The organism is Caballeronia sp. DA-9 (genome assembly GCF_051615025.1).
Lineage (GTDB): Bacteria > Pseudomonadota > Gammaproteobacteria > Burkholderiales > Burkholderiaceae > Caballeronia > Caballeronia sordidicola.
In genome coordinates, this window is record NZ_CP195132.1 from 461,467 (window position 1) to 486,404 (window position 24,938).

At 58.8% G+C, this 24,938-nt stretch carries 21 protein-coding genes and 1 pseudogene; 13 read left to right on the forward strand and 9 right to left on the reverse strand.

What is annotated here, in order from left to right:
- Nucleotides 1-603 precede the first annotated feature (603 nt).
- The 3 genes and pseudogenes from frc (at nt 604) to ACRWA7_RS08430 (ending at nt 4,046) form a co-directional block, all read left to right on the forward strand.
- Nucleotides 604-1,851, forward strand: coding sequence for a formyl-CoA transferase (gene frc / locus ACRWA7_RS08420; RefSeq protein WP_438392260.1), 1,248 nt, complete (start codon nt 604-606; stop codon nt 1,849-1,851).
- Nucleotides 1,852-1,943: 92 nt separating this feature from the next.
- Nucleotides 1,944-2,699: a hypothetical protein gene (locus ACRWA7_RS08425; RefSeq protein WP_060818329.1), complete on the forward strand. Its 756-nt coding sequence runs from the start codon at nt 1,944-1,946 to the stop codon at nt 2,697-2,699.
- 86 nt (nt 2,700-2,785) lie between these two features.
- Nucleotides 2,786-4,046: pseudogene (locus tag ACRWA7_RS08430) on the forward strand (YbfB/YjiJ family MFS transporter).
- 87 nt (nt 4,047-4,133) lie between these two features.
- On the opposite strand, the gene ACRWA7_RS08435 reads toward ACRWA7_RS08430, so the two are convergent.
- Together ACRWA7_RS08435 and ACRWA7_RS08440 are read right to left on the reverse strand one after the other, a co-directional pair.
- Nucleotides 4,134-4,460, reverse strand: a complete 327-nt coding sequence (locus ACRWA7_RS08435; RefSeq protein WP_438392261.1) for a DUF4148 domain-containing protein — start codon at nt 4,458-4,460, stop codon at nt 4,134-4,136.
- A gap of 252 nt (nt 4,461-4,712) precedes the next feature.
- The gene (locus ACRWA7_RS08440; protein WP_438392262.1) at nt 4,713-5,612 is read right to left on the reverse strand and encodes a LysR family transcriptional regulator; all 900 of its coding nucleotides are present in this window, start codon (nt 5,610-5,612) and stop codon (nt 4,713-4,715) included.
- A 136-nt stretch (nt 5,613-5,748) separates the two neighbouring features.
- On the opposite strand from ACRWA7_RS08440, the gene ACRWA7_RS08445 reads away from it, so the two are divergent.
- The 4 genes from ACRWA7_RS08445 (at nt 5,749) to ACRWA7_RS08460 (ending at nt 9,876) form a co-directional block, all read left to right on the forward strand.
- Entirely contained in the window at nt 5,749-6,915 is a 1,167-nt protein-coding gene (locus ACRWA7_RS08445) for a mandelate racemase/muconate lactonizing enzyme family protein (RefSeq protein ID WP_438392263.1), read from the forward strand.
- Nucleotides 6,916-6,947: 32 nt separating this feature from the next.
- Nucleotides 6,948-8,576 carry an NAD-dependent malic enzyme gene (locus ACRWA7_RS08450; protein WP_438392264.1) on the forward strand — a complete coding sequence of 543 codons (1,629 nt, stop codon included), beginning with the start codon at nt 6,948-6,950 and terminating at the stop codon, nt 8,574-8,576.
- 325 nt (nt 8,577-8,901) lie between these two features.
- A complete protein-coding gene (gene pyrE / locus ACRWA7_RS08455; protein WP_060818336.1) occupies nt 8,902-9,414 on the forward strand; it encodes an orotate phosphoribosyltransferase in 513 nt (170 codons plus the stop codon).
- A gap of 33 nt (nt 9,415-9,447) precedes the next feature.
- The gene (locus ACRWA7_RS08460; RefSeq protein ID WP_438392265.1) at nt 9,448-9,876 is read left to right on the forward strand and encodes a VOC family protein; all 429 of its coding nucleotides are present in this window, start codon (nt 9,448-9,450) and stop codon (nt 9,874-9,876) included.
- A gap of 750 nt (nt 9,877-10,626) precedes the next feature.
- Here ACRWA7_RS08460 and ACRWA7_RS08465 read toward each other — a convergent pair.
- The 4 genes from ACRWA7_RS08465 to ACRWA7_RS08480 all read right to left on the reverse strand — a co-directional run bounded on the left by ACRWA7_RS08465 (nt 10,627) and on the right by ACRWA7_RS08480 (nt 14,060).
- Nucleotides 10,627-12,408, reverse strand: coding sequence for a pyrrolo-quinoline quinone (locus ACRWA7_RS08465; RefSeq protein WP_438392725.1), 1,782 nt, complete (start codon nt 12,406-12,408; stop codon nt 10,627-10,629).
- Nucleotides 12,296-12,538, reverse strand: coding sequence for a hypothetical protein (locus ACRWA7_RS08470; RefSeq protein ID WP_438392845.1), 243 nt, complete (start codon nt 12,536-12,538; stop codon nt 12,296-12,298). Before ACRWA7_RS08470 ends, ACRWA7_RS08465 begins: the two co-directional genes overlap by 113 nt.
- Before the next feature lie 246 nt (nt 12,539-12,784).
- Complete coding sequence (locus tag ACRWA7_RS08475; protein ID WP_438392266.1) at nt 12,785-13,462, reverse strand: anti-sigma factor family protein; 678 nt, start codon at nt 13,460-13,462, stop codon at nt 12,785-12,787.
- Entirely contained in the window at nt 13,452-14,060 is a 609-nt protein-coding gene (locus ACRWA7_RS08480; protein ID WP_438392267.1) for an RNA polymerase sigma factor, read from the reverse strand. The genes ACRWA7_RS08475 and ACRWA7_RS08480 overlap by 11 nt, the downstream gene beginning before the upstream one ends.
- A 190-nt stretch (nt 14,061-14,250) precedes the next feature.
- On the opposite strand from ACRWA7_RS08480, the gene ACRWA7_RS08485 reads away from it, so the two are divergent.
- Nucleotides 14,251-15,216, forward strand: coding sequence for a metallophosphoesterase family protein (locus tag ACRWA7_RS08485; protein WP_438392268.1), 966 nt, complete (start codon nt 14,251-14,253; stop codon nt 15,214-15,216).
- Nucleotides 15,213-15,563 carry a cupredoxin domain-containing protein gene (locus tag ACRWA7_RS08490; RefSeq protein ID WP_438392269.1) on the forward strand — a complete coding sequence of 117 codons (351 nt, stop codon included), beginning with the start codon at nt 15,213-15,215 and terminating at the stop codon, nt 15,561-15,563. The genes ACRWA7_RS08485 and ACRWA7_RS08490 overlap by 4 nt, the downstream gene beginning before the upstream one ends.
- A gap of 10 nt (nt 15,564-15,573) precedes the next feature.
- On the opposite strand, the gene ACRWA7_RS08495 is transcribed toward ACRWA7_RS08490, so the two are convergent.
- Both ACRWA7_RS08495 and ACRWA7_RS08500 read right to left on the reverse strand, forming a co-directional pair.
- Complete coding sequence (locus ACRWA7_RS08495) at nt 15,574-16,665, reverse strand: aldose epimerase family protein (RefSeq protein ID WP_438392270.1); 1,092 nt, start codon at nt 16,663-16,665, stop codon at nt 15,574-15,576.
- A gap of 10 nt (nt 16,666-16,675) precedes the next feature.
- Nucleotides 16,676-17,884 carry a XylR family transcriptional regulator gene (locus ACRWA7_RS08500; protein ID WP_060818342.1) on the reverse strand — a complete coding sequence of 403 codons (1,209 nt, stop codon included), beginning with the start codon at nt 17,882-17,884 and terminating at the stop codon, nt 16,676-16,678.
- A 265-nt stretch (nt 17,885-18,149) separates the two neighbouring features.
- Here ACRWA7_RS08500 and xylA point away from each other — a divergent pair, with 265 nt between their 5' ends.
- The 4 genes from xylA to ACRWA7_RS08520 all read left to right on the forward strand — a co-directional run bounded on the left by xylA (nt 18,150) and on the right by ACRWA7_RS08520 (nt 23,572).
- Nucleotides 18,150-19,466: a xylose isomerase gene (gene xylA, locus ACRWA7_RS08505; RefSeq protein ID WP_060818343.1), complete on the forward strand. Its 1,317-nt coding sequence runs from the start codon at nt 18,150-18,152 to the stop codon at nt 19,464-19,466.
- A gap of 254 nt (nt 19,467-19,720) precedes the next feature.
- A complete protein-coding gene (gene xylF / locus ACRWA7_RS08510; protein WP_438392272.1) occupies nt 19,721-20,749 on the forward strand; it encodes a D-xylose ABC transporter substrate-binding protein in 1,029 nt (342 codons plus the stop codon).
- A gap of 73 nt (nt 20,750-20,822) precedes the next feature.
- Nucleotides 20,823-22,379 carry a D-xylose ABC transporter ATP-binding protein gene (gene xylG / locus ACRWA7_RS08515; RefSeq protein ID WP_438392273.1) on the forward strand — a complete coding sequence of 519 codons (1,557 nt, stop codon included), beginning with the start codon at nt 20,823-20,825 and terminating at the stop codon, nt 22,377-22,379.
- Nucleotides 22,376-23,572 carry a sugar ABC transporter permease gene (locus ACRWA7_RS08520; protein WP_438392274.1) on the forward strand — a complete coding sequence of 399 codons (1,197 nt, stop codon included), beginning with the start codon at nt 22,376-22,378 and terminating at the stop codon, nt 23,570-23,572. The genes xylG and ACRWA7_RS08520 overlap by 4 nt, the downstream gene beginning before the upstream one ends.
- A 324-nt stretch (nt 23,573-23,896) precedes the next feature.
- Here ACRWA7_RS08520 and tdh read toward each other — a convergent pair whose 3' ends face one another.
- Nucleotides 23,897-24,925 carry an L-threonine 3-dehydrogenase gene (gene tdh, locus ACRWA7_RS08525; RefSeq protein ID WP_438392275.1) on the reverse strand — a complete coding sequence of 343 codons (1,029 nt, stop codon included), beginning with the start codon at nt 24,923-24,925 and terminating at the stop codon, nt 23,897-23,899.
- Nucleotides 24,926-24,938 lie beyond the last annotated feature (13 nt).

Here is a 24,938-nt window from a genome sequence, read left to right on the forward strand (position 1 = left end):
CGCTTCGCCACCAGTGTCTGTGGCCCTCTATTGGGAACCCGCTTGGGCGCGCTTCGCGCTTTAAAATCAAACGCAATATAATTATGGGTATTATGGCGGGCAAATTGCTGTATTCAATTGATTAAGACGCGTCAATCTGCACTTCGAATCCGTGTAGTTTCAGCAATCGAACTTGCCCGAGAGCACTTATGGCGAAGCGTGTGGATGTAAGGATACGGAGGGGGAGGGTTTCAAGTACTCGTGGTTTTACGCTGAGGGTTCTTTTGAAGTACCAAGCAGCTATACGTGCACGCTTGGTCCACTTAAGAATTAGCGGTTGAAAGGCGTTTTCTTTGCTTCGTTTCTTTTTCGCCGTTGGAAAAAGAAATGAAGTCCCGCCACGGACAGTGGCTAACAGTGCTAAAAAAATCAGCTAGAACAAAACGCGCAACGACTTAAAAAGCAGCAACCCAGCATAAACCAAATGGCACATCAGGAAAACACCCTCTTGACTCCGGCCACGCTTGGAATATTGTATATCACGCCGCCAAGCCAACAGAAAGGGCTCGATCCACACGACCCCCACCCAAAAAGCAAAAAGCCCCCGACGCCAGGAGCCACCCCATGCCCAAAGCCCTCACCGGCGTCCGAATCCTGGACTTCACCCACGTCCAGTCCGGCCCGACCTGCACCCAACTCCTGGCATGGTTCGGCGCCGACGTCATCAAAGTCGAGCGCGCCGGCACCGGCGATGTCACCCGCGAACAACTCCGCGACATCCCCGACGCCGACAGCCTCTACTTCACGATGCTGAACCACAATAAACGCTCGATCACCATCGATACAAAAAAACCCGAAGGCAAGAAAGTCCTCGAATCGCTCGTGAAAACCTGCGACGTGCTGGTCGAAAACTTCGCCCCGGGCGCGCTCGACCGCATGGGCTTCACCTGGGAACACATCCAGGAACTGAATCCGAAGATGATCGTGGCATCGGTGAAAGGCTTTGGTCCCGGACCCTACCAGGACTGCAAGGTCTACGAGAACGTCGCGCAATGCGCAGGCGGTGCGGCATCGACGACAGGTTTCGATGACGGGCCGCCCGTAGTCAGCGGCGCGCAAATCGGCGATTCGGGAACAGGACTGCATCTGGCGCTCGGGATCGTCACCGCGCTCTATCAGCGCAACGCAACAGGCCGCGGCCAGAAAGTGCTCGCGGCCATGCAGGACGGCGTACTCAACCTCTGCCGCGTGAAGCTGCGCGACCAGCAGCGCCTCGAACGCACCGGCGTAATGAGGGAATATCCGCAATATCCGAACGGCGAATTTGGCGAAGCGGTGCCGCGCGCAGGCAATGCATCGGGCGGCGGTCAGCCCGGCTGGATCCTCAAATGCAAGGGCTGGGAAACCGATCCGAACGCGTACATCTACTTCATCACGCAGGCGCCCGTGTGGGGCGAGATCTGCAAGGTGATCGGCAAGCCGGAATGGATCGCTCATCCAGACTTCAGCACAGCGGCCGCCAGATTGCCTCACCTGCAGGATATTTTCGCCGAGATCGAACGGTGGACCATGACGAAGTCCAAGTTCGAAGCCATGGACATCCTGAACCAGCACGACATTCCATGCGGACCGATCCTCTCGATGAAGGAAATCGCCGAGGACGCGTCGTTGCGAAAGACCGGCACGATTGTGGAAGTGGATCATCCGGTGCGTGGCAAGTATCTGACTGTAGGCAACCCGATCAAGCTCTCCGACAGCCTGACGGAAGTCACCCGTTCACCGCTTCTGGGTGAACACACCGACGAAGTGATGACGGAACTCGGCTACACCGCAGACCAGATCGCAACGCTGCGCAGCCTGGGCGCGATCTAGGCTTGTGCGCATTTTCCGCAATGGCGCCGCGCAAGGGAATTCGATACCTTCGGCACAGCGTCATCCAACCTTTTTCTGACACGGATACATCGATGCTCGACGGAGTCTGGTGTGCGTTAGCGGTGATTGCATCGGTACAGAGTCTGCGCACGCCGGGCGCGCTTTCGCCGGCACGGCGACAGGCGTTGCGCGACGCGGCCGGCGTGGGCGGCGCCGTGATCGTGGCCTACGCCATGGCCACCGGCTTTGAATCGATGCTGGCGGCGCTTGCCGTTGCTGCGTTCGCTGTGTTGACGCCGCCATCCTGGAAGACCACGCCCGCGTCGCTGCAAAGCGCGCTTGCGTTGGCGGCGCTGGCGTCGGCATCGGCGGATCGCGCGTTTGGACTCGAAGCGGGCATGTCGCCCGGATGGACCGCGCTCGGCGGTTTGTCGGCAGTGGCGATGGTGTTTGCGCTCGGATATCTGCGTTTGCGTGCGCTTGAGGGTCTGCCTGAGCGGCTACTCAAGCGTATGGCGTGCGCCGCGCCAGCCAGCACGATGCATTTCGCGTGCGCGGCGTTGTGCACGGTCATCGCGTATACGGCGGGGTTCGAGGGCGGTGCGGTCGCGGTCGTGATCATCGGCGCGATGGTGGCGCTGATCGGCGCCTATCTCGCGATGGCGCTGGCCGATCGCGCGTATCCGGTGTTTATCGCGGCGTTGAACGGCTATGCGGCCTGCTCGATTGTCGCGGCGGGCGTAGGGCTGGCGAACGGCGCGCTGGTGGTGACCGGCGTCGCGCTTGTGCTCGGGTGCGTGGCGACATGCACGAGCGCGGCTCCGTCGAGGGTGTCGAGCAAGAAATAGGCGGCTCACAGGGACGGATGCCGCGTACCATGGCGGCGCCCCGTTTATCTTGTGCAGGAGTCACAAATGCTCGAGCCGCCCAGCCGATGATCGACGAACCCCGTAGCACCGTGACGCCAGAATTTTCCGCGTCGGCAGGTCCGCGCAACGAAGCGCGTTCAAGGCGCAATACGCTCGTGCTCGCAGCGGGTTTGTCGTTTGGCACAGCGATCGCGCTTGGCCTTACGCGATTCTCCTACGCGCTGCTTTTACCCGCCATGAAAGCCGATCTTGGCTGGAGCTTCGCGCAGGCCGGCGCGATGAACACCGCAAACGCGCTGGGTTATCTGCTCGGCGCGCTGGCGTTTCCGCTGCTGTCGCGGCGCTGGCCGGCGGGCGTCTGTTTTATCGTGGGATGCGTGCTGACGGCGTTGCTGATGATCGCAGGCGGCCTTGTCTCCGACACCCACGCGCTGCTCATTCAGCGGGTGGTGACGGGTATCACAAGCGCATCGGTATTCGTCGGCGGCAGCGTGCTCGCCGCGCGGCTGGCGTCGGCGCATCCACGCGATGCAGGGCTCGTCCTCGGGCTGTACTACGGCGGCGCGGGCCTTGGGATTATCGCGGCGGCATTGCTGATTCCCATCACGACCTTCAACGGCACGCACGGCTGGCAATGGGCGTGGTTCGCACTCGCGGCGGCGTGCGGACTTGCATCGGTGGCGGCCATCATGGCGGCACGCAGGATAGGCCTCCATGACGCCGCGCCCGTCGCCGCCCGGGAAAACAGCGGCGTTTCCGGACGTCTTCCGTGGGCGCGGCTTGGCTTCATGCTCGCCGGATATGGGCTTTTTGGCGTTGGGTATATCGGCTACATGACGTTCCTGATCGCACTGCTCAGAGCGGCGGGCATGAGTTCCACAGTGATCACGGCCTTTTATGTGCTGCTCGGCGTGGCGACTGTCGGGTCGTCGCGTATCTGGTCAGGTCTGCTTAACCGCATGCAAGGCGGTCAGGCGCTGGCCGTGTTCAACGGGGTGCTTGCGTTCGCGACCATGATGCCCGCGCTGTTCGCGCAACCGCTCGTGGCCTTCGTGTCCGGCGCGTTGTTTGGTGCGACGTTTTTATCGGCGGTGGCGTCGACCACCGCGTTCGTGCGGCATAACCTTCCCGCCGCGCAATGGACGCGCGGAATCGGCGCATTCACGATCGTGTTCGCGGTTGGGCAGATTGCCGGGCCGGTGGTGATTGGCTGGATATCGGATGGCGCGGGGCTCGCACGCGGTCATTTATTCTTCCGCGCTGCTGGCATTTGGCGCGCTTTTAGCTGCACTGCAAAAGCCCTTGAACTCGGGTTCGCCCGCTTGACGCGGACGAATGAAAAAATCGCCCAAAGCCTTCAGGCGATGAGCGATTTTCTCCGGATTACGGGCTTGGTCGTCGCTTGCTTGATGCTTAATGCCCAAAGTAAATCGAATGCTGTTGAATCGGCGATGCGGGAGCCATCGTTGCGCGTATGCCCGAGGCAGATGTGCCGCTTGTCGACGGACCATAGGATTGCGCTGCGACGCCATTGGTTGCATCGACACGTTGCTGCGCCGCTTGCAGGCCTTCCGGATAATAATTGTCGTTAGTTGCCGGGTTGTAGCCGGCTCGTTCCAGCGCGCTCAACTCGGCGCGAACTTCTGCGCGGGTGACGGGCGCGTTGTCTTGGGCAAAAGCAAAAGTCGGCGCTGCAAGGGCTGATGCAATCAGCAATGCGGGAAGAAGTGACTTGGTCATGATGAACCTCCAGAGTTCTGTTATTCGCTGCTCGCGATGATGCGCTGAGGTGGTGCATTGCGAACGCGGTTTCTGCTAACTTTGGCGTCTGCATCCGCAACTCATGAAAACCAGTCTAGGCCTCCTATTGCCCTTATGAAACGATAGTTTCGGCGAAAGATATTTGTTGTTTCGGCAACAATAAATCGCGGCAAACTCAGCATCGCTTAAGCTTCGGTGCCTTCTTTTTATGCTTTGGCAATAGCGCTTCGCTTATTGGGACGCGCGAAAATGTTCCGCCAGAAAGTCGATGAACACGCGGATTCGCGCCGGCTGATTCCGGCGGCTCGGGTAGTAGACGAACAAATCGGCAGGAGGCAGCAAGAACTCGGGCAACACCACTTTCAGGCGTCCGCTTTCAAGGTATTTGGCGAGATCCCACTCGGAGCGGATCGAGATGCCGTGTCCGTCGAGCGCCCATCCGAGCACGATGTCTCCGTCGTTGCTCGACAAGCCGCCAGGCACTTTCACCGATACCGTTTCACCGTCGCGCGTAAAGCGCCATACGCCATAAGCATCGTCGTTCTGACGATGCAGGATGGTGCGATGGCGCGCGAGGTCACTGAGCGCGCCGGGATTGCCGTACCGCTGCAGGTACGCAGGCGACGCACACAGGAAGCGCCGGTTCGACATGATGCGGCGCGCGTTGAGCCGCGTATCGGGCAGCGCGCCAAAACGGATGGCGAGATCGAATCCTTGCTCGACGATATCGATGGGTCTGTCAGTCACGTCGAGTTGCACTTCGACTTGCGGATAACGCTGCACAAAAGACGAGACCAGCGGAGCGATTGTCGTGCGGCCAAATCCCAGCGACGCGTTCACCCGCAATATGCCGCGCGGCGCTTCGCGGCTGCGCGATACCGCATCTTCCATTTCCCGCATTGCAGCAAGAATACGCGTTGCGTGACGCAGGTAGGTATCGCCTTCGTCCGTTAGGCTCGTGCTGCGCGTGGTGCGGTTCACGAGCCTCACGCCCAGGCGCTGCTCCATCAGGGCGAGGCGGCGCGTTGCGGCCGGAGGCGTGAGATCCAGTGCGCGTGCCGCCGCCGACAAACTGCCAAGACGTGCAAGCTGGACGAAAAATTCGAGGTCGGAGGTGCCGTCGTTCTTCACTTAAACTGAATAATCAAATGAGTACCGGTGAAGTGTAACGCGGCGGGGCGCGCGTAAGCTTCGTTTATCGGATGAAGCACGTGCTTGAGCGCTCATTCAGCTAACCGCACTCGTCAGCATTTCAGGAGACACGCATATGAGAATCATGGAAATTCGCGAACAGACCATCCCGATCAGTTCGTCCATTCGTAACGCGTACATCGATTTCAGCAAGATGACGCTGAGTCTGGTTGCGGTGATCACCGACGTGATCCGTGATGGCAAGCCGGTTGTCGGATACGGCTTTAATTCCAACGGACGTTATGGTCAAGGCAAGCTGATGCGCGAGCGTTTCATTCCGCGCGTGCTGGAAGCCGATCCGGATTCGCTGCTTGATGCGTCGGGCAATAACCTCGATCCGCACAAGGTCTGGGCGGCAATGTTCACCAACGAAAAACCGGGCGGCCATGGTGAGCGGTCCGTAGCAATCGGCACTATCGACATGGCGGTGTGGGATGCGGTGGCAAAGATAGAAGGCAAGCCGCTATTCCAGTTGCTGGCGGAGCGTTATGGCAACGGCACGCCGGATCGCAAGGTCTTTGTTTATGCAGCGGGCGGTTATTACTATCCCGGACAAGACTTCAGCAAGCTGAAGGACGAGATGCGCAGCTACATTGACCGGGGCTATACCGTGGTCAAGAAGAAGATTGGCGGCGGGTCGCTCGACGCGGACCTGCGTCGTATCGATGCGGTGCTTTCCGTGCTGCAGGACGGCCAGAAACTTGCCGTCGACGCAAACGGCCGTTTCGATCTCGATACCGCGATCCAATACGCCAAGGCGCTCTCGCAATACGATCTGTTCTGGTACGAAGAAGCGGGCGATCCGCTGGATTTCGAACTGCAGGCGACGCTGCGAAACTACTATGACAAGCCCATGGCCACGGGTGAAAATCTGTTCTCGATGCAGGACGCGCGCAACCTGATTCGCTATGGCGGCATGCGCGCGGATCGCGATTACCTGCAGTTCGATTGCGCACTGAGCTATGGTCTCGTGGAATACCTTCGCACGCTCGATATGCTTCATCAACATGGCTGGTCACGTTCACGTTGCGTACCGCATGGCGGACATCAGATGTCCTTGAACATTGCAGCGGGTCTCGGTCTGGGTGGCAATGAATCGTATCCGGACCTGTTCCAGCCGTTCGGTGGCTTCCCGGACGGCGTGAAAGTGGTAGACGGCTATGTCACCTTGCCCGATCTTCCCGGCATCGGCTTTGAAGGGAAGAGCGACTTGTACGCCCATATGCAGGCCTTGTCGGCCTGAGGCCCACGCGCAGCAATCATCAGGAGACTGAAATGCAAAAACCGATCGAGCTATCCGGCCGCGATATTCTTCGCGATCCCCGTCTTAACAAGGGATCCGCCTTCACCGAGGAAGAGCGCCGCAAGTATCACCTCGAAGGACTATTGCCGCCCGGGTCCAGCTCGCTCGAACTGCAGGTTGCGCGCACGCATACCGAACTCGCCGCGCTCGACAACGATCTTCAGAAATACCTGCTCCTTTCCGATCTGCAAGCCCGCAACGAGACCCTGTTTTACGCCACCGTCATGTCCGATCCGGCGACTTTCATGCCGCTGGTCTATACACCGACGGTCGGCGAGGCATGCCAGAAATTCAATCACATTTTCCGGGCCACGCGCGGCATGTACGTGCCCATCTCGGCGCGTGGCCGCGTGAAAGAACTGTTGCAGAACTGGCCCGAGAAGGAGGTCCGGTTCATTGTGGTGACCGATGGCGAACGTATTCTTGGACTCGGCGACCTGGGCGTGGGCGGAATGGGAATTCCCATCGGCAAGCTGTCGCTTTACACGGCATGCGCAGGCGTGCCGCCGCAATATTGCCTGCCCGTGATGCTCGACGTGGGCACGAATAATCGCGATCTGCTCGATGACCCGCTGTATCTCGGCTTGCGTCAGGAGCGTGTGCGGGGCGACGAATACCATGCGTTCGTGAACGAGTTCGTTGAAGCGGCGCTTGAGTTGCATCCGCAGTGCTGCGTGCAATGGGAAGACTTTGCGAACTTCAATGCCGTGCCGCTGCTCGCGCGTTACAAGGACAAGATCTGCACCTATAACGACGACATCCAGGGCACCGCAGCGGTCGCGCTGGCGGGCATCTTTGCCGCGTTGCATATCTCGAAGCAGAGGCTTGTGGATCAGCGGTTCCTGTTCCTTGGCGGCGGCTCGGCGGGAACGGGTATCGCTGAATTGATCAGCCAGGCCATGGTGCTGGAAGGACTGACCATTGAAGAGGCACGCGCGCGCAACGCACTATTCGATGTGAACGGGCTCATGGTGAAATCGCGGACCGATCTTGCTGATTTCCAGAAACCGTTCGCCGTCGATCACGCGCCGGTAGACAACTTCACCGATGCGGTAAAGGCGTTGAAACCGACGGGCATCATTGGCGTAAGCACGATGCCCAAGCTCTTCAATCAGCACGTGATCGAAGCGATGGCGGAGATCAACGAACGCCCGATCATCTTCCCGTATTCCAATCCGACTTCACGTTCTGAATGCACTGCGGAAGAAGCCTACAAATGGTCCGCGGGGCGCGCCATTTTCGCGAGCGGCAGTCCTTTCCCACCGGTGGAAATCGAGGGGCGCACGTTTGTTCCGGGACAAGGGAACAACGTCTATATTTTCCCCGCGCTCGGCATGGCCGTGTTTGCCACGCAAGCGAGCCGGGTGACCGACGAGATGTTCATCGCTGCGGCGAAGGCCGTGGCCGAGCAAGTGTCCGAAGCAAGTCTTGCAACCGGTCTGATCTATCCGCCGCAAAGCAAGATCTTCGAGGCGTCGCTGCATGTGGCGGTGCGCGTGGCCGAGTGCATTTTCGATAACAACCTTGCCCGTGTGCCGCGACCCGACGACATAGCCGCGATGATCCGCGACCGCGCGTATAAACCGGCTTATACGCTTTAGGCTGGATGTAAGTAGTGCGCCGGGGCGATCGAATTCGGCCCGGCGCTTTCCTCGGCATGACCATGGATTTCGATGGAATTTTGACGCGAGATCATGGGCATCGGCTGCTTCGAAAAGCTTGGTGCGCAAGTGCAATTTCGCGGCGTTTGGCACGCTGAAAAGCCGCCGAGCCTTGATGGACAAGGCATTCACCGCCCGGGAGGGTCTGCCGGGCGTGACCGGACGTTGCAGAAGTCGCATGGAATCACTTCCTCGATCGCCACTTTTCGCGTAGATTTGCGACCGCGAAACACATGTCACCCGGTAAAGTCAGAGGAATCCACCCATGTCCACAGCCAAGCGAATCCGCGAAGTGTCCAAGCTGAGCGGCGATTTTCTGCTCCGCTCAGGCAAGCGCAGCAACACCTACTTCGATAAATATCGCTTCGAATCCGATCCGTCATTGCTCAAGGCGATTGCTGAAGCGATGGTCCCGTTGATCCCGCCGGGCACGGAAATCCTTGGCGGTCTCGAGATGGGGGGCATTCCTATTGTGACAATGCTAAGCCAGGCCACGGGTTTGCCCGCCGCCTACATCCGTAAGGAAGCGAAAGAATACGGTACGTGCAAGTACGCGGAAGGTGCGGACCTCACGGGCAAGAAACTCGTGCTGGTCGAAGATATCGTTTCCAGCGGCGGCGCGATTGCCGATGCAACCGCCAAGCTGCGCGCGGACGGCGTGCCGGTTTCAGTGACGCTGTGCGTGATCGATCGCGAGAGCGGCGGCAAGGAAATGCTCGAGGGTATCGGCATTGAATTGAGATCGCTTTATACGTTTTCGGAAATCGAAGGCGCGTAAGTCAAATACGCCAAATCCTTCGGCATCCTGGGCATGCAGCTTCTTGATCACGTATCCATAGGCGTACCCGATATCGATGCTGCCCGGCGCTTCTATGATGCAATCATGAACGTGCTGGGGGCTGCGAAGGTGTACGACCTTGCCCATGCGCTGGGATATGGCGAGCGTTGCACTCCGCATGATGCGGCGTCGACCTATCTCGCGGTATACCTCGAGACAGGTAGTGTCGGCGGCGTGGCCAATAACAAGCGGCACTGGTGTTTCAAGGCCGGATCGCGTGAGCAGGTCGATGCGTTTCACGCTGCCGGACTCGCCGCTGGTGGCCGCTCGGATGGCGCTCCCGGACTGCGCGCTGACTATCACGCCGGATACTACGCAGCGTTTTTGCACGACCCGGCGGGCAACCGCGTTGAAGCGGTGTGTCATCTTCTCGCAAGCTCTGAAACGAGCGCTCGGCCGTAGGCATGGACTCGATATCGGCGTCGAGCTTGCCACTAAGCCGTTGCAAATAATGATTCGGTATCCAAACTTAACGCCGCGCGAATCCTTCTATGAAGAGGTATTTCCTGCGCACCGGCGAAAAAAAGCCCACCGTCAGGTGGGCCAAGCTGCAGTCGCTTACACACTACTCACAACACGTCTTTGGGAGAAGACGCGCGTCAAGTCTAGGCGAACTGAAACGCAGCTTGGTTGCAGCGGCACTTACATGCGTTACCCAGCGTGACAATAACTCAGTTCTTTACGGGTAAGTGGAACGCGTTTTGCGATAATAGCGGTGAACATGTTCTGTTCACATACGGAATATTATCATTTGCTTACACATTAAAACACGTAAGCTTACGAATGCATTCTGCCATCTACTTGCTTAACCTACGGAAAGCACCATGAAGAAAATAGCTGTGACATTTGCAATCGCGCTTTCGACGACGTTTTGCGCAATCGCTCCGGCGTATGCTGCAGATTATCATCACCACCGCGAATGCCATAAGGTGAAGGTGCATCACCATTGGGTCAATCGCTGCCACTAAATTGACACGCGCCAGGCCTAGTCAGCACGAGGCCAGTAAAAAGCCGTTCCGTTCAGGAGCGGCTTTTTTGCATTAGAGGAGCAGAATCTACAGGCACAAACTCATGGACGCTCGATCACACTGCACCAACAGCCCCGCGCGACATGACACGCCGGAAGACCCACGCTTTTCATCTCGTGAGGCGCTAATTCAGCAAGCCAAACACCGCAACGCCATTCGTGGCTCCCACAAATACCTTCCCGTTTGCGATCATCGGTGTGATGAATTTGTTGCCTGGGCCGAACTGGTCGCGCGCGCCGGCCTGATTACTGTTGTACAACTCGCGTGCAAGGTTGGCGGCGTCGTACGCATGCAGCGCGGCAACCGGGCCGTTTTCCGCTGCCCACACAATGCCGTTACTGGCGCCGTTCGCTGAAATGGCCGGCGTGGCGCCGGGATAGGGAAACCGTGTCGGGCTTTGCGAAGACGGTGTGGTGGCGAGCAGTGCATTGGTAACAGGCAGCGCTTTGAGCGCATCGGTCTGGCCTCCGTAATACACGACGTTATTGAAGTACGCAGGCGACCCCCAGATGCCGCCGGCCAACACGCCGCTCAGTTCCTGCCAGATATTGTTCGCGCTCGGGTTGAACTTGCCCATGTTGTCGCGATCTACAACGTAGATCTTGTTGTCCTTGCCCGCTCCCACAGCGAGATGCTTGACCGTTCCCGCCGACGTGGTCTGATCGGGCAGGAGCATTGCACCGCCCGAGCCGAAATCGTTATCCGCGGCAGCCTGGGCCACGACATCGGACATGGCGAAGTAGTCGGTCACGACCGGCGCGGGAGTTGCAGATAACTTGATGAACGAGTCGCCTAGATCACCGTCGGCGGGAAATCCCTGCGGATTGAGGTTGGTGCCAAAGGTACCGTTGCCGTCGATGAAATATATCGATGTCCCGTCCGATGCCATGCCCGACCCAGACATCCAGATCGAGCCCTGGCTGCCGTTCGGCGTCACGGGAAGTACGCCGGTTTGCTTCAACGTAGCGGCGCTATAAGCCATGAGCCAGCCGTTGTAGTTGCCAGACATGCAGTGTGCGGTCCAGCCCATGTAAATGGTGCCGTTGACCAGCGTCAGCGCGGCGCGCACGGTGTGCAGGGCGGGCGTGAAGGTAAGGATACCGTTCGAACCTTCTGCGCCGCTGCCTGGATAAGTCGCGGTAATTTCGGTCGGACCGCCGAGTAGTTCTGCTCCCGTCGCAAGGTCGATGGCGTGCAGGCGATGATGCACGTTCCCACCAGCGTCTGTTGTCATGGCAACGGCATACAACGCGCCATGCGGCCCGCGCGAGCGGTCGATCACCGGCGTGGACGTGATTCCGATTTCCGGTGTCAGGTCCTGGCAGCCAACGTCGGCACTGGACGTTTCGCCCGTGCCATTCAGCGATATTTGCCACAACGCGGCGCCGCTGTCTGCGTCGTAAGCATAAATGCTGTTGTGCTCCGTCACGACATAGACGACGTTATGCGTGGCTGCGCCCATCGTGAGATTCGTCACGAATAACGGCTGCCCATCGACTTTACCGTCGGCCGGCAGGAAGCGCAGCTTGCCGAACCTTGCGGAGTTGACATTGGCGAGTGTGAGAGCCGTCTCCGCGAGCATCTGGCCGGTTCTTGCGAGGTCGTTGTGATGCATGAGCACGTCAGTTGCGTAGGATTGCACAGCAACTGGCGTTGAGCCGGTATTCGTTCCACCGGAAGGCGTTGTCGCTGGCGGCGTGGGCGTCGCGGGGGCGGATGGCGTTGGCGTTGGCGTTGGGGTCGGCGTAGGAGCCGTGCCGGTTGGCGTGGTTGAGGATGGCGCGGGTGTTGCGTCAGGGCTTGCGGTCGTACCGCTTGCGCCGCTCGGGCCAGCTGTTGTAGTCGACACGGCTGGACTGTTGCTGGATCCGCCGCCGCATGATCCGAGACACACCGCGATCAGCAATCCTGCACAACTTTTCAACAAGCGGCGTTGACAGGCCGCGCAAAAAGCGAATTTGCATTGCAGCGATTTCACGGCGGTTCTCCCGGCTGATGAACCCACAACACGTGATACCGGCATCCGTGAAAAGCAAAAGTGCTCGTTGCTGATCAGCATAACGAAGCGGTATGTGGTGTCCCTCTCAGCAAGAAAAGCGCCCGGTTGAAGAAACGCGTGACATGCGCTCTTTCAACCAGAACAGAACATTTCGTACTAGCTACTAGCGTTGATTGATGAAGGTCAGAGGAATACTGATCCCGGACATCGACTCAGTTTCGGGAGGTCAATAGGACCGTGTGATGAAAAGAGCAAAGGCGACGCTTCTGCGCCGCCTCACGCTCTATTGAATTCCCGCAATAACGGCGTCGGCGAAACGCTTCAAATAGATCGGCGAAGCGTCGGTGATAGCCCAAAAAACCATCCCGTTCTGCCGCCACTTGATCAGCGAATACCCCTCGCTTGATTGAGCCGCCATCGCCGTGGGAACTGCCGTATGTCCGCCGCTATCCGGGAAAACATAAAGATCGATCGGATGTTTGAGGTAGCGATAGATCATGACCGCCACCGGCCGATGATCGACATAATCGAGCCTGCCGCCAACCAACGGAAACCCCTGCGCCTGCGGATCAACCACGGGCGGTGCGTAATCAATGCGTCCGTTGAACCATGGCTTCACCGTATGCTGATCGCTTGAAAGCACATCCATGGTTCGCGACGACATCAACGCCCGTACATGGCTTGCGACAATCTCCTGTTCAATCGCAGCCGTGCCGGCAGGACGCTGGAAAAACATCACCGAAAGAAAGATCAGCGCACATGCACACGCCCCGGTGACGCCGCCGCCTGCAAACAGCAATCCGGCGGAGCGCATCGACCAGTTCCATGAGAACCGCTGCTTCTTCTTGTGCTGTTCGTTGAGGCGGGCGCGCACCTGCGCATGCAGCGAGGACGGCGCGCGTTCGTACAGCGAGCCGTCACGCAGTTTTTCAGCGAGCGATACATCATGGTTAGTTTCCACGCTTGGACTCCTCGGCGCCGGTGGGCGGTGTTTTCACCAGACGAATGGCAGGTTGTTCCGGAGCGCCCTGCGCCGCGCGTACGGCGCTGCACAGCAAACGCCGCGCGCGCGAGAGCCGCGACATGACGGTGCCGATCGGGATGCCTGCTACCGACGCCACATCCTTGTAACTCATGTCCTCCAGTTCACGCAGCACGATCACCTCACGAAATTCCACCGGCAACATAGCCAAGGCACGATGTACAAGCTCGGTCTCATCCTGTCGAACCGCTATCTTCTCGGGATCGTCGCCGCTTTCGTCGGACCAGCCGGGAAGCTGGTCGTCGACGTGCAGCGAGTCGTCATAGGGCGTTGCATCCCCCTGATGACGGTGGCGGCGCCACTCCGTAAACCACGTATTGCGCACGATCGCCAGCAGCCACGCGCGCGGGTTGTCGCCGGTATAGCCATCGAAGAAACGAAACGCGCGCAGGAACGCTTCCTGTACCACGTCATCGGCCTCGGTCGCGCTGCCGCTTAGCCACCGGGCAAGGTTATAGGCCGCGTCCAGATGCGGCAGCATCACCTGATCGAAGCGATTCGGTGGCGACTTCCCCATCGGTGTTCTCCCTGACAACGCCGTTTGCGCGAAAGCGCGGGCACTCAATCCAACTTACCGGCGCAGTCGCCAATTTATTCCCGATCGAACCGATATGCCGAAAAAATAAACCTGGAATAAGACAGGGCGCGCCTGAGTTCGATGTGCATGGGGCAGTCAAGCCCATTCACGAGATCACAAGGAACCGGTCATGCCTGACATCATCGAAGACACACGCCAGCCCGAACCACTCAGCGGGCATGGCGCCAAACGACGAAGCGCGCTCAGTTGCATGGCATGGGCGGGCGCCGGCATGCTATGGACGTTCAATGGCGGCGTGCCTGGCTCGAAGCTATTGGGCGGCACGGCGCAAGCCGCCGAAGCGGATCGCCATGCGTTCAGCTTCGTGCAGATCAGCGACAGCCACATCGGCTTTAGCAAGGACCCGAACCTTGATCCGGCGAATACGCTCAAGGAGGCCGTCGACAAGATCCGCACGTCGAACGAGAAACCCGCGTTCATGATTCATACCGGCGACATCAGTCACTTGTCAAAGCCGGGTGAATTCGATACCGCCGCGCAGATCATCGGCAGCGCGGGGCTCGACGTTCACTACGTGCCCGGCGAACACGACGTGCTGATCGACGACGGCAATTCGTATTTCGAGCGCTTTTCAAAGCCTGCGGATAAAAAATGGTACAGCTTCGACCAGGGCGGCGTTCATTTCCTCGGCTTGACGAACGTGCTGAACCTTCGCGGCGGCGGCCTGGGTTATCTGGGCGATGAACAACTCGCGTGGCTCAAGCAGGATCTCGCCGCGCGCTCGAGCAGCACACCGCTCGTGGTGTTCGCGCACATTCCGCTGTGGTCGTTGTACCCGCAATGGGGATGGGGCACCGACGACAGCGCGCAAGCGCTGAGCCTCATGAAACGCTTTGGATCGGTGACGGTACTCAACGGACATGTGCACCAGGTGGCTCAAAAGGTCGAGGGCGAGATCAGTTTCTATTCGGCAATGTCCACGGCTTTCCCGCAGCCCGCACCCGGCACGGCCGCGGGTCCGGGTCCCATGAAAGTTCCCGCTGACACATTGCGCACCTTGCTTGGCGTGCGTTCGGTGAACTACGTGCCGGGTCAAATGGAACTCGCCATTGTCGATGCGAGGTTAAGTGCATGAGCTTCTTTTCGACTCTAAGGATGATCCGGATCGCAATGCTGCTGATAGCAACGAGCGTTGCGGCAGGCCCCGCGCTAGCCGACGTTGCACCGGCGGCCGCGACGATTGTCATCGATAACTTTTCGTTTAGTCCGGCGCAATTGTCGGTCGCAGCCGGGTCGACGGTGACATGGGAAAACCGCGACGACATTCCTCATACCATCGTCAACGACGCTACGCCGCGTGCGTTCAAATCGCCACCGGTCGATTCCGGCGAGAAGTATTCGCAGGTGTTTTCGAAGCCCGGGACTTATCGTTATTTTTGTTCGCTGCATCCGCACATGACGGGGACCATCACGGTGAAGTAAGTAAGCCATCCTACGCGCCATGCCGCACGCCTACGCGATACCACGTGACCTGCCGGTACGTTTCGCCCGGGCTCACGATCACGCTGCCGGCGTCCGGCATGTTGACCTGATTCGGGAACGCGCCCGCCTGCAGGCACAGGCCGGCGTGCTTGCCGTAGCGCCGGCCGTGCCGTCCTACAATGCCGTCGAGATGGTTGCCCGTATAGAACTGCACGCCGGGTGCGTTCGTGCCCATGGTCAGTTCGCGGCCGCTGGCGGGGTCGTAGAGGCGCACCACGGGTTTGAACGCGTCGCCGCCTTCGCCAACTACATAGCAATGGTCGAAGCCGCCTGCGCGTGACAACTGATCGTGCGGCCAGTCGAGCCGCGCACCGAGCGGCGCGCTCGCGCGGAAGTCGAATGCGTGGCCCGCCACGTCGGCGCGGCCTTCCGGGATCAGGGCAGCATCGACTTCGAAGAATGTGTCGGCGTCGATGGAGATGACGTGTCCGCGGATGTCGGCTGTGTCGTCGCCCGAGAGGTTGAAGCACGCGTGATTGGTCAGGTTGACCGGCGTGGGCGCGTCCGATACGGCTTCATACGCGAGCGTCAGCGTGCCGTCGTCGTCGAGGGAGTAGCGCAAGGTGGTCGAGACCGCGCCGGGAAATCCGGCTTCGCCTTCGGGCGATTCGTGCGTGAGTTCGATACCGCCATCGACTTCACGAGCCTCCCACAGCGCCCGGTGAAACCCGGCCGCGCCGCCATGCAGCAGATTGCCGTTCTCGTTGCGATCCAGCGAATAGGCCACGCCGCCGAGCGCAAAGCGCGCGTTTTCTATGCGGTTGGCCCAGCGCCCGATCACACCGCCAAGATAAGCGTGGCCGGCGAAATATTCGGCGGGTGTGTCGTGACCGAGCAGCACGTCGGCCACGCGTCCCGTGCGATCAGGTGCATTCCATGAAACAAGCGTTGCGCCCAGGTCGCTGATCGCCACGCGCATGCCATGCGCATTGCGCAGCGTGAACAGCCGCGCGACGTCGCCGCCGGGCAGCGTACCCCAGCGTTCGGCGCTTACGCGGACAGAGCCTGGTCGGGCGGTGGTAGGCATGGCGGCGAGATTCATGAAAGAAGGATCAACCCGGCTGGTCGCACGGCGCGACGGGCAGCCGTTCCTGATATTCGCGAGGCGTGCAGTCCAGTTCGCGGCGAAACACGGCGTACATGTATTGCAACGAAGTAAAGCCGCAGCGGATGGCGACTTCAGCGCTCGACAGATCATGGCGCGCGAGCAGTTGCTTCGCAACATCGAGTTTATGGTTCAGGATTTCCTGATGCACCGTGTGGCCGAGTTCACGCCGGAAATAATCCTCGAGCGAAGAGCGCGATACACCTACATAATCAGCGACCTGTTCGGTCTTGATCCCCTGGCATGCGTACTGCCGGATGTAGTGTCGTGCACGCATCACGTAAGGACTGGAAACCGGTTGATGACGCGTCGACTCAAGCACGTTGATGCCAACAGGCGGCACGAGAATACGGCGCCCATGAAAACGCGCGCCGCCCAGCATTTGATGAAGAAGGTGCGCGGCCGTTCGTCCCATTTCTTCGGTACCCTGAATAACCGAAGAAAGCGGTATGCGTGTGAGCGATCGGGTCAAAGGATCGTTGTCTATGCCAATGATCGCGACTTGTTCGGGAACCGGAATGCCCGAAATAAGGCACGCTTGAAGCAGGTGGCGCGCGCGTGCATCGGTCACCGCGATTACGCCGACCGGCTTGGGCAAGCTTTCGAGCCATGCGGTCAGTTGCGCGCTCGCCTGGCTCCAGACCGGCGCGCTGGTCGGCAGGCCGCGATGGATGTCCGCTTCCAGGCCATCCGCGGCAAGCAGCGCCTTGAATGCCAGTTCGCGTTCCTGCGCCCAGCGGTTCTCCGGCGATTCCGGCAGGCTGTAGAGCGCGAAACGCTGCAGGCCAGCGCCGATCAGGTGCGTATAGGCCAGCGACATGAGCTTGGCGTTGTCGGTGGCTATGTAAGGCAGGCTGGCTGGATAACGCGTGCAGTCCGCATAGGACGATCCGACCGCGACCACGGGCAAGTGCGAATCGCCAAGCGCTTGCGCGACCGCGGGATCGTCGAAGTCGGCAATGATGCCATCGCCTTCGAAGCGTTCTATGCCATTCAGGCGGCAGCGAAAATCCTCTTCCAGAAAGAGATCCCACGCCACGCGTGTAGACAGAAGATAATTGCCAATGCCCGTGATCACCTCGCGGTCATACACCTTGTTCGCATTGAACAGCAGCGCGATCCTGTGGGAAGCCTGCGCGGTCTGGGGTCGTGTCATTGAGCTCCGACGCATATCGCGCCGCATTGCAGCGAGACATCCGCCTCCTCCGTTGCGGCGCAATACGCGCCTTCGTGTTTGTCTTATTGGTAATTGCCTTGATCGTTGCTTTTAGCGTTTGCTGATTCTAGGCCTGGCGTCAGGCTTGCCGCCAGCCTGATTTCCACTTAGCTCAAGAATCACCATCCGCGCTGGCGGATTTCGCAATTGCCCGGAACCGGACCAAGCTGGCAGCATGGCGTCACACTAAAAGACGGAGACGCCCATGTCGTATTTCGAACATCTGCCGGCTGTGCGTTATGAAGGCCTGGATTCCGACAATCCCTTCGCTTTTCGGCATTATGACCGCGACAAGCTGGTGCTCGGCAAACGCATGGAGGATCATCTGCGGCTCGCTGTCTGCTACTGGCATTCGTTTGTATGGCCCGGCGTGGATATGTTCGGGCAGGGCACGTTTCACCGGCCGTGGCAGCAACCTGGCGACGCGATCGAGCGCGCGCACCTGAAGGCCGATGCCGCATTCGACTTTTTCGCGAAACTCGGTGCGCCTTTCTATACGTTTCACGACACCGACGTTGCACCCGAAGGCGACAGCATCAAGCACTACGTCAACAACTTCAAGGGCGTAACCGACTATCTCGCGGCCAAGCAAGAGCAGACGGGCATCAAGCTGCTATGGGGCACGGCCAATCTCTTCTCGCATCCGCGTTATGCGGCGGGCGCCGCGACGAGTCCCAATCCTGAAGTGTTTGCTTTCGCGGCCACCCAGGTATTCCAGGCGCTTGAAGCGACTCATCGCCTTGGTGGCGAGAACTACGTGTTGTGGGGCGGGCGCGAAGGTTACGACACGCTGCTCAACACCGACCTCAAGCGCGAGCGAGACCAGCTCGGCCGCTTCCTTAACATGGTCGTGGAGCACAAGCACAAGATGGGTTTCAAGGGCGCCTTGCTGATCGAGCCGAAGCCGCAGGAACCGACCAAGCACCAATACGACTACGATGTCGCGACCGTTCACGGTTTTCTCACGCAGTTTGGTTTGCAAAACGAAATCCAGGTGAATATAGAGGCAAATCATGCAACGCTTGCGGGGCATTCGTTCCACCATGAAATCGCCACGGCCTATGCGCTTGGCATATTCGGCAGTGTCGATGCAAACCGTGGAGACCCCCAAAATGGCTGGGACACCGATCAGTTTCCCAACAGTGTTGAAGAGCTGACGCTTGCGCTCTATGAAATCCTGAAACATGGCGGCTTCAACACGGGCGGCATGAACTTCGATGCAAAGGTGCGGCGGCAAAGCGTGGCGCCCGAGGACCTGTTCTTCGGTCATATTGGCGCAATCGATGTCATTGCGATCGCACTGGAGCGGGCGGCCGCACTGGTTGAAAACGACAAGCTGGCGGAATTCAAGAAGCGGCGCTATGAAGGCTGGGATACGGAATTTGGCCGCAAGATTCTCTCGGGCGGTTACTCTCTGGAATCGCTTGCCATCGATGCGCTGGGACGCCGCGTAAACCCGCAGCATGTCAGTGGGCAACAGGAGTATCTGGAGAATATCGTTAATCGGACGATCTACGGCTAGCGCTTTGAGTAATAACGTCCTCAAGGAAAAACGTTAAGCGGCCCGGCCGATTTCGCAATTGCACCCGATGCGGATAAAGGTCAGGCTGATCAAGAATTCAAAAGTAAAAGCTTTCGTAAAACCAACGACCGCGAACACGAATTCGCGGCGCAAGCAGTAGATTCCGCCGACGTCCCTTTCTCTCGCACATGCGCAGTCCTGACAGGCTTCGCGGGGAGACGCATCGGCTAGTCAACCATAAAAAGGAGTGAGACATGAAGTCTGCAATGCGCCGTTCAATCCTGGCGTCCCTCGCGTGCAGCGCGATGTTCGCCAGCATATCCGTGATTCCGTCGCTGGCTCATGCGAGCAAGGACAAGCCCGAAATAGGATTTTGTATCGACGACCTGCGGGTCGAGCGCTGGTCGCGGGACCGTGACTATTTTGTTGCAGCCGCGACCAAGCTCGGCGCGAAGGTTTCGGTGCAATCCGCCGACGCCAGCGAGGCACGCCAGATTTCTCAGATCGAGAATCTGATCTCGCGTGGAGTCGATGTCATCGTGATCGTGCCGTTCAACTCGAAGACGCTTGGCAATGTGGTTGCCGAAGCGCATAAAGCGGGTATCAAGGTGGTGTCCTATGACCGCCTGATTCTCGACGCGGATGTCGACGCCTATATTTCCTTCGACAATGAAAAAGTCGGCGAGATGCAGGCACAGGGTGTATTCAACGCGCAGCCCAAGGGCAATTATTTCCTGCTTGGCGGCGCGCCAACCGACAACAACGCGAAAATGCTGCGTGAAGGTCAGATGAAGATCCTGAGGCCTGCCATCGACCGCGGTGACATCAAGGTCGTTGGCCAGCAATGGGTGCCGGAATGGAGCGCCGCCACCGCGCTGCGCATTACCGAGGACGCGTTGACGGCGAACAACAACAAGATCGACGCCATTGTTGCATCCAACGACGGCACGGCCGGTGGCGCCATTCAGGCGCTTGCCGCGCAGAAGCTGGCTGGCAAGGTGCCCATCTCGGGCCAGGATGCGGACCTCGCGGCGGTCAAGCGGCTGGTGGATGGCACGCAGACCATGACGGTGTACAAGCCGCTCAAGCTGATTGCGGGCGACGCGGCAAAGCTCGCTGTCGATCTGGCAAAAGGTCAGCCGCCTGCCTATAACGCCAAATACGACAACGGCAAGAAGCAGGTCGATACCGTGTTGCTGCAACCGACGCTCCTGACGAAGTCTAATGTTGATACCGTCGTCAAGGACGGTTTCTATACGCAGTCGCAACTGGCTGGTAATTGACGCAACGCTTTGATAAGTCCGTGCGCGAGGGCTGCGAGCGGTCTTCGCGCACAATCATGTCAGGGATACACGCATGGCAAATGCGCTGCTGGAAATGCACGGCATCGTCAAGACGTTTGGCGGAGTGAAGGCGCTCGACGGGATCGACCTTGTGGTTTCGCCGGGTGAATGCGTGGGCTTGTGCGGCGAGAACGGCGCGGGCAAGTCCACCTTGATGAAGGTCCTGTCCGGCGTTTATCCGCATGGAACCTGGGACGGCGAAATCCTCTGGGAAGGCGAACCGTTACGGGCGATGAATATTCGCGAAACCGAGAACGCCGGCATTGTCATCATCCATCAGGAACTGATGCTCGTGCCGCAGTTGTCGGTGGCTGAAAACATATTCCTTGGCAATGAGATCACACTAAGCGGCGGACGGATGAACTACGCCGCAATGTACCAACGCGCCGACGAACTGCTGCGCGGCCTTAACATTAGTGGCATCAATGTGGCGCAGCCCGTGATGAATTATGGCGGTGGACATCAGCAATTGATTGAGATCGCGAAGGCCTTGAACAAGCGTGCGAAGCTGCTGATTCTGGACGAGCCGTCGTCCTCGCTTACTGCAAGCGAAATCAGCATCCTGCTCAATATAGTGCGCGATCTGAAGAAGCGCGGCGTTGCGTGTGTCTATATCTCGCACAAGCTCGATGAAGTCGAAGCCATATGCGATACCGTCACGGTGATTCGCGACGGCAAGCACGTCGCAACGCAGCCCATGAAGGGATTGAGCACTGACGCGATCATTGCGATGATGGTTGGCCGCGAAATCAAGAACCTGTTTCCGCGCGAGCCGCATGAGATTGGCGAGGTGATTTTCGAGGCGAGAAATGTAACGTGTCTCGACGTCACCAATGCCCGGCGCAAGCGGGTGGACAACGTCTCCTTCGCGCTGCGTAAGGGTGAGATTCTTGGCGTGGCGGGGCTCGTTGGCGCGGGGCGAACTGAGCTGATGCAGGCCATTTTCGGCGCTTATCCGGGCGTGAGCGAGGCGGACGTCTATTTGAACGGCAAGAAGCTCAAAATCAGGACACCTGCCGACGCTATCGACGCCGGCATAGGCATGGTGCCGGAAGACCGCAAGCGGCACGGCATCGTGCCGCAGCTTGGCGTAGGCCACAACATTACATTGGCGGTGCTTAGCCGGTTTGCGAAAGGTGGGCGTATTGATTCCGCTGCGGAACTCGATACCATCCACACCGAGATGAAACGCCTGTCAGTACGCGCGGCGACGCCTATGTTATCCATTGCGAGTCTGTCGGGCGGCAACCAACAAAAGGCAGTACTGACCAAGATGCTGCTTACCGACCCTGCCATCCTGATCCTCGACGAACCCACTCGTGGCGTTGACGTTGGCGCCAAGTTCGAAATATACAAGCTGATGTTTGCGCTGGCGCGGCGGGGTGTGTCGATCATCGTGGTGTCGTCGGAGCTTAATGAAGTGCTTGGCGTCAGTGATCGCGTGCTGGTGATAGGCGAGGGTGAATTGCGCGGCGACTTCATTAACGAGGGCCTTACGCAGGAACACATTCTGGCCGCGGCCATTGGCGCGCCATCTCAGGCAACCCCTATTCAAGCGAGTGCCGCATGACACCCGACGTCACCTCGTCTTCCAAGCGCGGCACCACTGGGGGTGCGCGTGCCAGTTCCGGTCAACGCTTCAGGCAAGTGTTCACGCGCTACAAGCTGCTTGCGTTGCTGCTTGCTGTTGCGGTCATCTGGATCTTCTTTTCGTTTCTGACGGATGGTGCCTTTGTCACGCCGCGCAACCTGTCGAACCTCCTGAGGCAGATGTCGATTACCGGCATGCTTGCATGCGGCATGGTCTTTGTGATCATTGCTGGGGAGATCGATTTATCGGTGGGTTCGCTATTGGGATTGCTCGGTGGCGTGGCCGCAATCCTCGACGTCACTCACCACTGGCCGATCCAGTTCACGGTACCTGCCGTGATGTTGCTGGGTGTTGCGATAGGGCTGTTCAACGGCTGGTGGTCGACGTATTTGCGCGTGCCGTCTTTCATTGTCGGTCTGGGTGGAATGTTGGCTTACCGTGGCGTGCTGCTGGGCGTGACGGGTGGTTCGACTATTGCGCCTGCATCGGACAACCTGGTTTTCATAGGGCAGGGATATTTGCCTCGACTGGCTGGCAATGCGCTTGCGCTGGTCTTGTTCGTGATCTTGGTAGCGTTGACTGTGCGGCAGAGGCAGAACCGGCAGCGATACAAGCTGGCGGTCGTGCCGCTGTGGCAGGAGGGTGTCAAAATAGTTGCGGCGGGTTTTGTGCTGGTGGCGTTTGTAACGACGCTCAATCGGTATGGTGGTATTCCTGTGCCGGTGTTGTTGCTGTTGGCGCTGCTTGGACTTTTTACTTATATTGCTACGCAGACCGTGTTTGGGCGGCGTATCTATGCTGTGGGGTCGAATCTCGAGGCGACGCGTTTATCGGGCGTGAATACGAATCGCGTAAAGCTGATGATTTTCGCGCTCATGGGCTTGATGTGCGCGCTTGGCGGCTTGATCAATACGGCGCGGTTAGCGGCGGGGTCGCCATCGGCGGGAACGATGGGTGAGCTGGATGCGATTGCGGCCTGTTTTATTGGTGGAACTTCGATGCGCGGTGGTTCCGGCACGGTTTATGGTGCATTGATTGGCGCGTTGGTAATGGCGAGCCTGGACAATGGCATGTCGATGCTTGATGTCGATTCATACTGGCAGATGATTGTGAAGGGCGGCATTCTGGTCCTGGCAGTTTGGATAGATGTAATTTCGGGAGACAGAAGATAGCCCTCTTATTCAAGCCGTTGCAACCATGACCGCCAAATCTTGCCCGAGAACACTGGCGGCGAAGCGTGTGGATGCAGGGATACGGAGGGGAAGGGTTTCAGCTGACGGTGATTACGACGGTAACCGTTCTTTTGAAGTCCCAAGCAGATAAAACTGCACGCTTGGTCCACTTAAGAATTGGCGGTGGAAAGGCGTTGTCTTCGTTTCTTTTTCGCCGTATGGAAAAAGAAACGAAGTCCCGCCACGGACAGTGGCTAACAGTGCTAAAAAAATCAACGAACAGGGAACGCGCTAAGACGTTAAAAACAGCCCCTCCGCCACCCGCTACCTGGTCCAATCAAGTATCACTTTCCCGCTCTGCCCTGAAAGCATTGCAGCAAACCCTTCCTGATAGTCATCCACGGCAAAGCTATGCGTTAAAACCGGAGAAAGATCTAACCCACATTGCAACATGGCGACCATCTTGTACCAGGTCTCGAACATCTCTCGCCCGTAGATGCCTTTGATCTCAAGCCCTTTGAAGATGACCTGAGTCCAGTCAATGGCCATTTCCGCCGGCGGAATCCCTAACATCGCTATCTTGCCGCCATGATTCATGGCCTCAAGCAGACCCTTAAACGCGCTCGGGACGCCCGACATTTCCAATCCCACATCGAAACCCTCTGTCATGTGAAGTTCCGCCATCACATCACGCAGTGAAGTCTGCGCCACATTCACGGCACGCGTCGCCCCCATTTTCCGTGCAAGTTCAAGCCGATAGTCGTTCACATCGGTAATCACCACATTACGCGCGCCGACATGCCTGGCAATCGCCACAGCCATGATGCCAATAGGACCCGCGCCGGTGATCAACACATCTTCACCGACGAGATTGAATGACAACGCCGTATGCGTGGCGTTACCAAACGGGTCGAAGATAGCCGCAAGGTCGTCGGAAATCTCCGCTGGAATCTTGAATGCATTAAACGCCGGAATCACCAGGAATTCCGCGAACGCGCCAGGCCGGTTTACGCCAACCCCTATTGTGTTGCGGCACAGATGCCGACGTCCCGCGCGGCAATTCCGGCAAAATCCGCACGTGATGTGTCCTTCGCCCGACACACGGTCGCCGATCGCGAACCCGCGCACTTCCTGTCCCATTTCCACGATCTCGCCGACATATTCGTGACCCACGTGCATGGGGACGGGAATGGTTTTCTGCGCCCAGTCATCCCACTTCCATATATGAATGTCAGTGCCGCAGATTGCTGTGCGCGTAATGCGGATCATCACGTCGTTATGGCCGACCTCCGGCTTCTTCACGCGTGTAAGAGTCAGCCCCGGTGCGCGTTCGAGTTTTGCCAATGCTTTCATGATCGCCTCGAGT